The 12,274-nt window shown below is 68.3% G+C and carries 11 protein-coding genes and 1 tRNA gene; 2 read left to right on the top strand and 10 right to left on the bottom strand.

The genetic code is table 11. The features are described from left to right. Positions 1 to 102: 102 nt before the first annotated feature. Together AC07U4_RS08380 and AC07U4_RS08375 are read right to left on the bottom strand one after the other, a co-directional pair. Positions 103 to 1,002 (bottom strand): HNH endonuclease, encoded by a 900-nt coding sequence (locus AC07U4_RS08380; protein WP_495195103.1) that lies wholly within the window; start codon positions 1,000 to 1,002, stop codon positions 103 to 105. Positions 1,003 to 1,356: 354 nt separating this feature from the next. Next, positions 1,357 to 1,431, bottom strand: a tRNA-Thr gene (locus AC07U4_RS08375). A gap of 83 nt (positions 1,432 to 1,514) precedes the next feature. On the opposite strand from AC07U4_RS08375, the gene AC07U4_RS08370 reads away from it, so the two are divergent. Next, entirely contained in the window at positions 1,515 to 1,658 is a 144-nt protein-coding gene (locus AC07U4_RS08370) for a hypothetical protein (protein WP_495195102.1), read from the top strand. A gap of 4 nt (positions 1,659 to 1,662) precedes the next feature. Here the strand turns inward: AC07U4_RS08370 and AC07U4_RS08365 are convergent, their stop codons facing one another. From AC07U4_RS08365 to lgt, 7 genes are all read right to left on the bottom strand, one after another. Next, a complete protein-coding gene (locus AC07U4_RS08365; RefSeq protein WP_495195101.1) occupies positions 1,663 to 3,465 on the bottom strand; it encodes an aminopeptidase P family protein in 1,803 nt (600 codons plus the stop codon). A gap of 140 nt (positions 3,466 to 3,605) precedes the next feature. Beyond that, positions 3,606 to 4,130 carry a phosphoribosyltransferase gene (locus tag AC07U4_RS08360; protein ID WP_495195100.1) on the bottom strand — a complete coding sequence of 175 codons (525 nt, stop codon included), beginning with the start codon at positions 4,128 to 4,130 and terminating at the stop codon, positions 3,606 to 3,608. 328 nt (positions 4,131 to 4,458) lie between these two features. Then, on the bottom strand, positions 4,459 to 5,784 hold the full coding sequence (locus AC07U4_RS08355) for a cystathionine gamma-synthase family protein (protein ID WP_495195099.1): 1,326 nt from the start codon (positions 5,782 to 5,784) through the stop codon (positions 4,459 to 4,461). Between the two features lie 215 nt (positions 5,785 to 5,999). Continuing rightward, positions 6,000 to 6,761, bottom strand: a complete 762-nt coding sequence (gene pgeF, locus AC07U4_RS08350) for a peptidoglycan editing factor PgeF (RefSeq protein ID WP_495195098.1) — start codon at positions 6,759 to 6,761, stop codon at positions 6,000 to 6,002. Next, on the bottom strand, positions 6,758 to 7,267 hold the full coding sequence (locus tag AC07U4_RS08345) for a GNAT family N-acetyltransferase (RefSeq protein ID WP_495195097.1): 510 nt from the start codon (positions 7,265 to 7,267) through the stop codon (positions 6,758 to 6,760). The genes pgeF and AC07U4_RS08345 overlap by 4 nt, the downstream gene beginning before the upstream one ends. Beyond that, entirely contained in the window at positions 7,264 to 8,250 is a 987-nt protein-coding gene (locus AC07U4_RS08340) for a class I SAM-dependent methyltransferase (RefSeq protein WP_495195835.1), read from the bottom strand. The genes AC07U4_RS08345 and AC07U4_RS08340 overlap by 4 nt, the downstream gene beginning before the upstream one ends. 248 nt (positions 8,251 to 8,498) lie before the next feature. Further along, positions 8,499 to 9,407 (bottom strand): prolipoprotein diacylglyceryl transferase, encoded by a 909-nt coding sequence (gene lgt / locus AC07U4_RS08335; RefSeq protein WP_038664861.1) that lies wholly within the window; start codon positions 9,405 to 9,407, stop codon positions 8,499 to 8,501. Between the two features lie 65 nt (positions 9,408 to 9,472). On the opposite strand from lgt, the gene AC07U4_RS08330 reads away from it, so the two are divergent. Next, positions 9,473 to 11,158, top strand: a complete 1,686-nt coding sequence (locus AC07U4_RS08330; protein WP_495195096.1) for a class I adenylate-forming enzyme family protein — start codon at positions 9,473 to 9,475, stop codon at positions 11,156 to 11,158. A 7-nt stretch (positions 11,159 to 11,165) separates the two neighbouring features. Here AC07U4_RS08330 and AC07U4_RS08325 read toward each other — a convergent pair whose 3' ends face one another. After that, a complete protein-coding gene (locus AC07U4_RS08325) occupies positions 11,166 to 12,239 on the bottom strand; it encodes a DUF3667 domain-containing protein (protein WP_495195095.1) in 1,074 nt (357 codons plus the stop codon). Positions 12,240 to 12,274: the final 35 nt, after the last annotated feature.

The following is a 12,274-nucleotide window of genomic DNA, read 5'->3' as shown; positions in this document are numbered from 1 at the left end:
TTATGAACGAAGGTAAGGTCTAATGGGGGTGCCGCCTCAAAGCGGCCGTTCTGCTAACCACCAGTTTCCTTCAAAATGGCGACCGTCTGCCTCGCCGCGAGATCAGCTCTTGAAACAATGCTCGCGATGCCAGCGTGTAAATTGCGGATGGGGTCGATCGGCTTCCCGGGGAGGCAGGAGAATGCGTCCGCTCGTATTCACCACGGAGCGGATGCTGTCTGGGTCGTTTGCCTGACGAGATATGATGATCCCCATATCGTCATCCAGACCGATTAGGCCTCGGTCGAACATCCAATGCGCGGTGCCCGAAAGCGCGATGCCGTTGCTGACGATGTCCGGGCCGTTTGCCTCGACCGGGCGGATATGGGCTGCTTCCACCTCCGCCCGGCCGCCACCATTGATGAGTTTCAGGCCGGTCACCGCGCAGCGTTCGTCGTAGGCGCGTAGCACGATCCGCCGGAACACGCGGTCGCGGACCACCCGTGATACCAGGCTTGAAACGCGCTCACGAGTCTCGTCAAACCCGAAGGGCAGGCGCTCCTCGCGGACGCTAGCGGCATCGGATAGGACATCGGTGCGTGGCAGGAGCGCGTCTCCTTCAGCCAGGCCCGCTTGCACAATGCGGTTGAAGTCGCCTGCCGACAGCCCGCGGACTGCTGCTTGCGCTCGACCGGAGATGCGACCCTCCTCGTTGAGCACGCCGCGCTCGATCGGGCCATTTGTGTCGGCAAAGGGGACCGGCATGGCAAAATCGAGATAGCTGCCGGGCTCGATCAGCGCGAGATACATGCCTGGCGTGGAGGGATCGGGGATAATGCGTTCGACGTTGGCGACCGCATGATAGCCCTTCGTCCCGATGACCTTCCGTGGCTCGTAATAGACGATCCAGTCACCGACGCAGGCGCGCGCCCGGTCAAGATATTGCTTCGGAAATTGGTACTTCTCGGCCGGTGTGTCGTCATAGATCGAATCAGATCGGTGGATGAAGACGCCAAATGCCATGCCATTCGATACGGCCGGCCCGTGCCGAACGGAACGGGATTTTCAGCATGCGAGGCGGCGTAACCTCAGAGGCACTGCTATGAGGTGCGCCTGTAGCGCCCCGCAGGGCTGCGTGCCGCCATCGTGACCCTCACGCTCTCTGCCTCGCCTCCTCGGCCAAGGGGATGCTCGGAAGCCGAATTGGTCCCTCGACTCGGTGTGCGGATCGCCTTGGGCAGCCAGCAGGTACACCCCCAAAAATTGAGGCTCTACGAACTTTGCTGACAATGTGCTGACAATGGCGTGTTTTGACCCATTGTAAGCAGCCTCTTTCGAGGCCCGCTTCCGCCAACAGGCGGTACTATCAGGAAAAAATGGTGCTGCCGGTGAGGATTGAACTCACGACCTCAGCCTTACCAAGGATGCGCTCTACCACTGAGCTACGGCAGCACTCGACCCGTTCGGGCGAGGTGCGCCTAGAGACGACCCGGGACGCATTGTCAAGCGCTTGTCGTCGCGGCTAGGCAGATCGCATGGCGGACAAGGACGAACGGGCGCAGCGGCTGGCGGCGCAATTGCGGGCGAACCTGCATCGGCGCAAAGCGCAGGCGCGTGCCGCGGCCCAAGCCGCGCCGGCCCCCGATACTCCGGAAAAGCCTGCCCAGCCCGACGAATAGCCGCTCAGCCGAGCGGCGCGCATTTCGCCGCAAGCCAGGCGCGCTCGTCCGCGGCCAGTTCGGGGCCGATGCGGGCGAGCACTTCGGCATGATAGGCATTGAGCCAGTCGCGCTCGTCGCGGGTGAGCAGCGCGGGGTCGATCAGCGTCCGCTCGATCGGTGCGAAGGTGAGCGTCTCGAAACCGAGCATCGCGCGATCGGGATCGCCGCCGGCGATCGTCACCGGGATGGTGAGCAGCAGGTTCTCGATGCGGATGCCGTATTCGCCGGCCTTGTAATAGCCCGGCTCGTTCGACAGCATCATGCCCGCGCGCAGCGGCTCGAGCGAGGCGCCGCCGGGGTAATTGGGCGCGGCGATCCGCTGCGGCCCCTCATGGACTGCGAGATAGCTGCCGATGCCGTGGCCGGTGCCATGGCCGAAGTCGAGCCCCGCCTCCCACAACGGCCGGCGCGCGAAGCCGTCGATCTGCGCGCCGCAGGTGCCGTCGGGGAAGATCGCGGTGGCGATGGCGATATGGCCCTTGAGCACGCGGGTGAAGCGATCGCGCATCTCGGGCGTCGGCGCGCCGATCGGCATGACGCGAGTGACGTCGGTGGTGCCGTCGCGATATTGCCCGCCCGAATCGATCAGAAACAGCTCGCCGGGGCGGATCGGCGCGTTCGATTCCTCGGTGACGTGATAATGCGGGCTGGCGCCGTGCGCGCCGGTCGCCGAGATCGTGTCGAACGACGTGTCGAGCAGCAGCCCGGTTTCCTCACGGAAGGCGAGCAGGCGGGCGGCGGCGGACAATTCGGTCTCGCCGCCCTTGGGGCATTCGGTCTCGACCCAGCGCAGGAAGCGGGTGAGCGCGGCGCCGTCGCGCAGCGAGGCGGCGCGATGGCCGGCGACCTCGACGGGGTTCTTGCGCGCCTTGGCGAGCACGACGGGGTCGCGCAGCGGCAGCACTCTGGCGCCCGCCGCGCCCAACGCATCGAAGATCGCGGCGACGGCGCGCTCGGGATCGGCAGCGACGCGCTTGCCGGCATAGCCACCGAGCGCCGCGGCGAAGGCGCTGCGGTCGTGCAGGCGGACGGCGTTGCCGAGATGCTGGCGCACCGCGTCGTCGATCTTCTCTGGGGCGACGAACAGGTCGGTGGTGCCGTCGCTGCCAACGATCGCATAGGACAAAGCGACCGGCGTGTGCGCGACGTCGCCGCCGCGGACGTTGAGCGTCCAGGCGATCGAATCGAGCGCGGTGAGCACGACGGCATCGGCGCGCTGGTCGGCCAGCCAGTCGGCGATGCCGGCGCGCTTGGCGGCGGAGGATTCGCCGGCATAAGCGTCGTCGTGCGGCACGAGCTTCGCAGGCGAGGGGGCGGGGCGGTCGTGCCACACCGCGTCGATTGGATTGGCCGCGACCGGGACGAGCGTCGCACCGCGGTCGGCGAGCGCGGCGGCGGTGTCCTTCACCCAGCCGCCGGTGTGCAGCCACGGATCGTAGCCGATGCGCGCGCCGTCATCGACGTTGGCGGCGAGCCAGCCCGCGACGCTCTCCTGCGGCACCGGCACATAGGCCCAGTCGTCGCCCGACACCTGTTCGCGCACCTGCAACGTATAGCGGCCGTCGGTGAAGATCGCGGCGCGGTCGGCGAGCACCACCGCGCTGCCCGCCGAGCCGCCGAAGCCGGTCAGCCAGCCGAGCCGCTGCGCATAGGCGCCGACATATTCGCTCATATGCTCGTCGGTGAGCGGTACGACGAAGCCGTCGAGCCCGGTGCGGGCGAGTTCGGCGCGGAGCGCGGCGAGGCGGGCGTGATGGGGCGTCATGGGAATGTCCGTAGGTTGGGGCAACTGGCCCTCCGATACTACCGTTCGTGCTGAGCCTGTCGAAGCACGGTGAGACTCGTCTGCCCTTCGACGGGCTCAGGGCGAACGGGGGAGGGCGGATCGGTACGGCACAGCGCCGCTCAGGCGATCCGGTCGGGGACTTGGGCGGCGTCGGCGGCGAGCGACTGTTGCGGCGCGACCGCCTCCCACGGGAAGACGAACCAGTCCTTGGTGTCGCACCGGTCGATCGTGCGCGCGGCGTAATCGACGCGCTCGGCTGAGCTGGCATTGTCGATCAGCGTCGCGAAGCGCAGCACCACGGCGGTCGCGCCGGCCTGTGCCAGCGTCTTGCGGATATGGCCGATCGTCCGGCCCGAATCGTTGATGTCGTCGACGAACAGCAGTTTCTCGCCAGCACGCGTGCGTTCGGCGAGGCGGACCAGCGGCGCCTCGGCGAAATCCTCGACCTGGCTGGAATAATCGACCGAGAGCATCGGCAGGCCGGTGGCGTGGCTGAGATAGACCGCCGGTGCGAGGCCGCCGCGGCCGATCCCGATGATGAAATCGGGCGTCCAGCCGTCGTCGCGCACCGCGTCGGCGAGCGTGTGGACCGCGGCGACGAAATCGTCGTGCGCGATATGGGTGAATTTGGGAAGCGCGGGCATCCGCTTATAATCGTGGCATTGCTGCATCGGGGCAAGGCAGTGTGGTTCGCGCGAAGACGCGAAGACGCGAAGGGGTCCCGCCCGCCGCGGGTGTGGCCCGTTCTCCACGTCCGTAGGACGGGTGAGGCAGCCTGCAACGCGACCTCTTCGCGCCTTCGCGCCTTCGCGTGATTCATTTTCGCGCAGAGACGCGAAGACGCAGAGATAATGCGTGCGAGGTGATCCGGGTGGCTTGCCCCCGTTTTGAAGAGCGCCTGTGGCGCAGAAGGGCGGAACCCCTCTGCGCCTCTGCGCGCAAAACCCTTCTTCGCGCCGCCGCGCGACCCGATCAGATCGCGTTCAGCGCCTGATCGAAGTCGGCGATCAGATCGTCGGCATCCTCGACGCCGATCGAGATGCGGACCAGATTGTCGGTGATGCCGAGCGCCGCCTTGCGCTCCTCGGGCACCGACAGATGCGTCATCGCCGCGGGATGGCTGGCGAGCGTCTCGGTGCCGCCGAGCGATACCGCGAGCTTGGCGATGCGCAGCGCGTCGAGGAAGCGGAACGCCTCCGCCTCGCCGCCCTTGACGATCAGCGAGAAGGTCGAGCCCGCGCCAGTGCAATGGCGGCGGTAGATGTCGGCCTGGCGCTCCATCCCCGGCGTGTCGGGCAGGAAGCCGAGATAGCCGACGCGCTCCACCTTGGGATGGTCGCGCAGGAAGGCGCAGACCTTGACCGCATTCTCGCCGGCACGGCTCATCCGCAGCTCCAGCGTCTCGAGGCTGCGCAGCAGCATCCACGCGGTATGCGGATCGCAGATCGTGCCGATCGTGTTGCGCATCGAGCGGATCGTGTTGATGTGCGCCTTGCTGCCGAGCACGCCGCCCGCGACGAGATCGCTATGCCCGCCGGCATATTTGGTGAGGCTGTAGACGACGATATCGGCGCCGTGGCGCAGCGGCTGCTGCCACAACGGCCCGAGGAAGGTGTTGTCGATCGCGATCGGCGGCTTTTCTTGCGTCTCGGCGAAGATCGCGTCGCGGCTCGCCGCCACCGCCTCGATATCGACCAGCGCATTGGTCGGGTTGGCGGGGCTTTCGAGATAGATCAGCGCGACATGGCCGGTCCTGGCTTCGGTCAGCACCGCGTCGATCTCCTCGCGCGTCGCGCCGGCGGGGAAGTCGAGCCACTTGACTCCGAACTTGCCGAGGATGCGGCCGATCAGCGTCTCGGTCGCCGCATAGAGCGGGCCGGAGTGGACGATCGTGTCGCCCGGCTTGGTCATCGCGAGGAACAGCGTGGCGATCGCCGACATGCCGCTGGAGAAGGCGAGCGCATCCTCGGCCTCTTCCCAGATGCCGAGCCGGTCTTCGAGGATCTCCTGATTCGGGCCGTTGAAGCGCGAATAGACGAGGCCGTCGGCACCGCCCGGGCGCTTGCCGGTGACGCCCTCGAAATGGCGCTTGCCCGCGGCGGCATTGGGGAAGACGAAGGTCGAGGTGAGGAAGATCGGCGGCTTCAGCGCGCCTTCCGACAGCGCCGGGTCGAAGCCGTGTCCCATCATCATCGTCGAGGGGCGCAGCTTGCGGTCGCCGATCTTCTCGACGCCGATGTCGGTGGCGGCAGGGCTCGGGGTGCCGCCGGCGCCGGTCAGTTCTGCTTCGTCGGGCATGGTCTTCTCCTTGATGGCGAAGAGCATAGCCGCGGATCGTAACGGATGACACCAGTTTGCGGTTGGTGGTGGGAGATGTGGGCGGACGCGTCCCAGTTCGTCATCCCGACGAAAGTCGGGACCTATGGATACGGTGCCGTCCGCGACAGTGCGCATCATCGGCCGCCCGCACCCATGGGTCCCGGCTTTCGCCGGGATGACAAGGAGGGCGATCCTTACCCAACGCCGATCACGCTGATCTGCCGCCCGTAATCCGCCTCGCCGCGGTGCGTCGCACGGCGGAAGCTGTAGAAACGCTCCTCGTCGCCATAGGTATCGAGCCCGAGCGCCTCGATCCGCGTCACCCCCGCGGCGGCGAGGCGATGCGCGACATAGGCTTCGAGATCGAACTGGTGATGGCCCGCGCGGCCATCGGCGAAGAAGCGCTCGTTCGCTGCATCGGCTTCGGCGAAGGTGCGCAGGAAGCCGTCGTCGACCTCGTAGGAGGCGCGCGCGATGCACGGTCCGATCGCGGCGATGATCCGCTCGCGTCGCGCGCCGCGCGTCTCCATCGCGGCGAGCGTCGCGTCGGTGACGCCGCCGAGCGCACCCTTCCAGCCGGCATGCGCGGCGGCGACGACGCCCGCATCGCGATCGGCGAACAGCACCGGCGCGCAATCCGCGGTGAGGATACCCAGCAGCAGCCCCGGCCGGTCGGTGACCAGCGCATCCGCCCGCGGCCGCGCCGCCTCGGCATAGGGCGCGGTGACGACCACCGCTTCGGCCGAATGGATCTGGTAGAGGCCGAGCAGCGCCGCGCCGGGCAGCACCGCGTCCGTGGCGAGGCGGCGGTTCTCGGCGACCGCGGCGGGATCGTCGGCCGAGCCCAGGCCGGCGTTGAGCCCGGCGACCATGCCGTCCGACACGCCCCCGCGGCGGCCGAAAAAGCCATGCGGCACGTCGCCGAGGCGGCGCGCGCGGATCACCTCGACGCTCACAGTGCGAGCCGCATCAGATGGTCCTCGTCGGCATGATTGCCGACCATGAAGGTGTAGGTGCCGATCTCCTCGAACCCATAGCGTTCGTAGAAACGCCGCGCGCGATGGTTGTCGACATAGACCGACAGGAACAGCTCGCCTGCGCCACGCGCCCGCGCGGTGGCGATCACCCAGTCCATCATCCGCGCCGCCAGCCCGCTGCCCTGCTGCGACCCGCGCAGGTACAATTGGCGCAGCTCGATCATCGTGCCGGCGGGCGTCACCGGCAGCGAATGCGGTCCAAGCTTCGCGAACCCCACCGCCGCGCCGTCGTCCTCGGCGAGCAGGAAGGCGAAGGCGGGGTCGGCCAGCTCCGCACGCCATTTCTCCACCGTCAGCGCATCGAGGAAGCTCGCCAGATCGGCGGGATCGTAGAGCGAACCGAAGGTCACGGTGAAGCAATCCGCCATCAATGCGGCGATCGCCTCGGCATCGGCAACCGTCGGGTTGCGCAGCCTCGCGGTCATGCGCCGAACGCCGCCGGGGTAGGCCAATCGTGGTGCGTCACCGCCAGCGCCTTGAACAGCATCCCCATGTCTCCCATCAATCGCGCGCGGTCGGCGAGGATCGCCTCGGTCCGCTCGGGCGCATGGCGGGCGAGTGCGGTGGCACGGCCATCGATGCCGAGCTGGCCGAGCAGATCGCGCTGCGTCACCGGTCCCCAGGCGACCGCACCCGCCGCCTGCGCCGCGGCGGCGAGCGTGGTGAAGTCGACATGCGCCGAAAGATCCACCTCGCCCGGCGTCTCGAACGGATTGGCGAAGCCGTGGCCGCGCACCGCCTGCAACGTCTCGCCGAGCGCCGGCCCTTCGTAGCCGTAATCGATCGCGACCAGCGCGCCGCCCTGCGCGGCGATGCGGCGGCCGAGCGCCTGCATCACCGCGACGCTCGCCGACGAAATCTCCAGCACCGATCCGGCGGGGGCGTCGCGCAACGGCTCGGGGAGCAGCGCGACCGGTACCGCCTTGCCCGCGATCGGCAGGAACAACGTGTCCTGACAGGCGACCAGCCGTTCGTGCCAGCCCTCCCCGCGGCGGACGAGTTGGCGGATCGGCAAGGCGTCGAAGAATTCGTTGGCGACGACGAGCAGCGCGACGTCGCTGGGCAAGGTGTCGACGCCGTCGTGCCACGTCGCGCCCGGCACGCGCTCGGCCTGCGCGGCGCGGAGGACGGGGCTGGTCTCGACGAAATGCACCGCGGGGACGAGGCCCGCCTTGGCCATCGCGCGCAACGCATCGGCGGCGAGCGTACCGCGACCGGGACCGAGCTCGACCCAGGCGACTTCGGGGCGGCCGGCGCGGTCCCACAGATCGGCGCACCACAGGCCGATCAGCTCGCCGAACATCTGGCTGATCTCGGGCGCGGTGACGAAATCGCCGCGCGCGCCGAACGGGTCGCGCGTTGCGTAATAATGCGCGTTGGCGGCGGCCATGAACTGCGACACCGGCATCGGCCCGGCAAGGGTGATCGCGCGCGCAAGACGGTCGGGGAGGGGGGCTTCGGTCACCCGCCCGAAATGACGGTGTGGAGTGGGCGGCGCAAGGGTTTAGCCGCCCTCCGCCTTCCTTCGTCATCCCCGCGAAGGCGGGGATCCAGACGCGCGGGTCCCCCTTTAAGCCGCTACGTCGGCGTGTATGGATCCCCGCCTCCGCGAGGATGACGGATGTGTGGGGGAGGGGTGGCCGAGGATAACTCCCCCTACGCCACGCTCTGCGTCCCCGCGATCGGTTCCACCCGCGTGCGGCGTTTTGGCGCGGTCAGCACGAGGTACAGGCCGCCGGCGATCATCGGCACGCACAGCCACTGGCCCATATGGATGCCGGTCGCCTCGATGAACGAGCCGCGGAACTGCGCATCGGGTTCGCGGAAGAATTCGACGATGAACCGCGCGACGCCATAGCCGAGCACGAACAGCCCGACGAGCTTGCCCGGCTGGTAGCGCGCCTTGGTCCGCCAGAAGGCGAACCACAGGATCGCGAACAGCACGATCCCCTCCAGCCCCGCCTCGTAGAGCTGGCTGGGGTGGCGCGCCGGCTCGGGCACGTCGAACGGCACGGTCCGCTCGAACACGATCGCCCAGGGCACGTCGGCGGGCTTGCCCCACAATTCGCCGTTCACGAAATTGGCCAGCCGGCCGAAGAACAGCCCGAACGGCACCACGCAGGCGATGTAATCGTGGACCCGCAGCCAGTCGAGCTTGTGCTTGCGCGCGAACAGGATGATCCCGATCGACGTGCCGATCACGCCGCCGTGGAAGCTCATGCCGCCGTCCCACAATCGCAGGATGCGGATCGGGTGGAGCAGCATCTCGGGCGCGTAGAACAGCACATAGCCGATCCGGCCACCGAGGATGATGCCGAGCGTCGCGTAGAAGACGAGATCGTCGGCATGGCGCCGCGCCATCGGCGCGCCGGGCTGCGCGAGCAATTTCAGCAGATACCACCAGCCGACGAGGATGCCGGCGATATAGGCGAGGCTGTACCAGCGCAGCGTGAAGAAGCCGATCGAGAAGATGTCCGGGTGCAGCCCCAGATCGGCGAAACGGATGTGGCCGCCGCCCGCCGGGACGGCGGTGGGGGCGGCAGCGGCGAGCAACGGCAGGATCAAGGCTTTCCCCCAGGGTTTGGCGTCTGCATAGTGGGCCAAAGGCACAAGACCAAGCGGAGAGAGATATGAGGACGACGCTCGACGTGCGCATGGACGCGACCATGGCGGCGCTGACCGCGCCCGGCGGCATGCTGCCGCTCGGCACGGTGCAGCGCGATGGCCGCGACTATCCGGTCATCGCCGCCGCGCCGCCCTCGCTCCCTTATTATTTTGCCCATTATTGTCAGGAACATGCGGACAAGACCTTCCTCGTCTCGGGTGACGAGCGGCTGACCTTCGCGCAAGTGTATGCGGTCGCGACCGCAGTCGCCCAGGCGCTGGTCGCCGCGCACGGCATCGCGCGCGGCGACCGCGTCGGCATCGCGATGCGCAACTCGCCGGCGTGGATCGTGCTCTACATGGGCGTGGTGATGGCGGGCGGCGTCGCGACCCTGCTCAACGGCTGGTGGCAGGCCGAGGAACTGGCGGCGGCGATTCGCGAGGTGGAGTGCGCCTTGGTCTTCGCCGATGCGCCGCGGGCGAGGCGGCTTGCCGGCGTGCCCGCGCCGGTGGTCGCGATCGACGACACGTTGCCGCTGGCGCAGGCGCTCGCCGCGGTGACCGCCGCCGGCCAGCCCGACATGCCGCTGCCCGCCGTCGGGGCGGAGGATCATGCGACGATCCTGTTCACCTCGGGCTCGACCGGCCAGTCGAAGGGGGCGCTGTGCGACCATCGCAGCGTGATCCAGGGCGTCTTCAACTATCTCGCGCAGGCGCTCACCATGCTCGGCATCGCCGCGCAGGACGGCAACGCGCCGACCGAACAGCCCTCGACGCTGCTGACGCTGCCGCTGTTCCACGTCACCGCCGAAGTGCCGGTGCTGCTGCAGAGCTTCGCGATGGGGCGCAAGCTGGTGCTGATGCCGAAATGGGACGCGGGCGAGGCGATGCGGCTGATCGCGCAGGAGCGGATCAGCTATTTCGTCGGGGTGCCGCTGATGAGCTTCGAGATCCTGACCCATCCCGATCGCGCCGATTACGATCTCTCGACCGTCACCGATTTCGCCGCCGGCGGCGCGCCGCGCCCGGTCGAGCACGTCCGCCGCATCGATGCTGAGATGGGCGGCGGCGCGCCGCTGATCGGGTACGGGCTCACCGAGACCAATGCGGTCGGCACGGGCAATTGGCGGACCAACTATCTCGCCAAGCCGAACAGCGCCGGTCGCGCCTCGCCGCCGCTGGTCGATCTCGCCATCCTCGACGATGCCGGCGCACCGGTGGCGCAGGGCGCGCGCGGCGAGGTGGCGATCCGCTCGATCTGCAACTTCCTCGGCTATTGGAACCGGCCCGAGGCGACCGCGGCCTGCATGACTGCCGACGGCTATTTCCGCACCGGCGACATCGGTTATCTCGACGCGGACGGCTATCTGTTCATCGTCGACCGCAAGAAGGACATCATCATCCGCGGCGGCGAGAATATCTCGTGCCAGGAGGTCGAGGCGGCGCTCTACGCGCATCCCGCGGTGGCCGAGGCGGCGGTGTTCGGCCTGCCCGACGCGCGCTTCGACGAGGTGCCCGGCGCGGTCGTCCAGCCGCGCGAGGGCGAGACGCTGAGCGAGGGCGAACTGCAGGCGTTCCTGTCCGACCATATCGCCGCCTTCAAGGTGCCGACCCGCATCTGGATCGCCGACGCGCCGCTGCCGCGGCTGGGGACCGAAAAGATCGACAAGGTCGCGTTGCGCGAGACGTATCGGGCGCTGGTCGCGGCCTGAGCGGCCGCTAGTCGGTCAGGCCGTGCATCAGCAGCAGCGCGACGAAGGTCAGCAGCGCCGCCCAGGCGAAGACCAGCAGCGCCGCGGTCCGCCACAGCGCCGAAACCCTGCGCAGCGTATAGGCGCCGCGCAGCTGGCGGTACATGTGCAGCGGCGGCAGCGCGAACACCGCCAGCACGATCCAGCCACTGCCCAGCCCCGCGACGCCGAGCAGCATCAGCGCGATGACCATCAGCATCATGAAGGCGAGGCTGTAGGTGACGAAGATCGCATGGTCGTACAGGCCGAAGCGCCGCCGCCACAGGAACAGCAGGGCGACGAACGGCGTCGAGATCGGGATCAGCAGCCAGCTGTATTTATACGCGCTCGATTGCAGCTTGTAGAGCGCGAGGCCCGGGTTCTTGCTCGCCTTCTGCAATCCATGGTCGAGTTTCCCCCATCCCGTCTTCGCATTGGTCATCGCGGAGGGGATGTCGCCGGTTTCACCGCTGTTGACGCGTTTGAGCGCGGCGATGGCGGTGCGTAGCGAGGCGATGTCCTTGTCGACCTGTTCCGTCGGCCCGCCCGTGGCGACCAGCTGCGCACGCTGCGCCTCCGCTTTGTCGAGCCCCTGCTGCGCCTTCTCGGCACCGCGCGCCAGGCCGACGACGTTGCTGTTCATCCGCTCGGGCGTGACCAGTTCGGCGATGTCGCCGCCGAGCGCGCTGATCGTCGCGAACATCAGGAAGACGGTGAACAGGAACAGCGCCAGCGGCGAGACGAAACGGGCGCGCTCGCCGGCGACGTAGCGGCGGGTGAGGTCGCCGGGCCGCCACAGCAGCATCGGCAGCGTCCGCCAGATCTTGCCTTCGAAGTGGAAGACGCCGTGCGCGATCTCGTGGCCGATCGCGCCGACGCTGCGATGGACGTGGCCGCTCTGCCCGCAGGCATGGCAATGCGCGCCGATCAGCCGCGTCCCGCAATTGAGGCACAGGCCACTGCCGTGGCCATGGCTTGCGTGTTCGCCCGCATGGGGCTCGACCGCCCGTGCGCCGAGCGCCCCGGTGATGAGGTCGCCTGCTGCTGTGATATCCCCCGACATGGCATGGACGTAGCAAGAGTGCGATCGTGGCGCGA

The sequence above is a fragment of the Sphingomonas sp. GW821-FHT02B09 genome, from assembly GCF_059421875.1.
The sequence above is the reverse complement of the archived record's forward strand: the minus strand, read 5'-3'. Positions and strand labels throughout refer to the sequence as shown.

Excerpts from the sequence above, each read along its gene's own strand:
- AC07U4_RS08380 (WP_495195103.1), bottom strand. The coding sequence starts at position 1,002 with ATGGCATTTGGCGTCTTCATCCACCGATCTGATTCGATCTATGACGAC.
- AC07U4_RS08370 (WP_495195102.1), top strand. The coding sequence starts at position 1,515 with ATGGCGGACAAGGACGAACGGGCGCAGCGGCTGGCGGCGCAATTGCGG.
- AC07U4_RS08365 (WP_495195101.1), bottom strand. The coding sequence starts at position 3,465 with ATGACGCCCCATCACGCCCGCCTCGCCGCGCTCCGCGCCGAACTCGCC.
- AC07U4_RS08360 (WP_495195100.1), bottom strand. The coding sequence starts at position 4,130 with ATGCCCGCGCTTCCCAAATTCACCCATATCGCGCACGACGATTTCGTC.
- AC07U4_RS08355 (WP_495195099.1), bottom strand. The coding sequence starts at position 5,784 with ATGCCCGACGAAGCAGAACTGACCGGCGCCGGCGGCACCCCGAGCCCT.
- AC07U4_RS08345 (WP_495195097.1), bottom strand. The coding sequence starts at position 7,267 with ATGACCGCGAGGCTGCGCAACCCGACGGTTGCCGATGCCGAGGCGATC.
- AC07U4_RS08340 (WP_495195835.1), bottom strand. The coding sequence starts at position 8,250 with ATGCCGGTGTCGCAGTTCATGGCCGCCGCCAACGCGCATTATTACGCA.
- AC07U4_RS08330 (WP_495195096.1), top strand. The coding sequence starts at position 9,473 with ATGAGGACGACGCTCGACGTGCGCATGGACGCGACCATGGCGGCGCTG.
- AC07U4_RS08325 (WP_495195095.1), bottom strand. The coding sequence starts at position 12,239 with ATGTCGGGGGATATCACAGCAGCAGGCGACCTCATCACCGGGGCGCTC.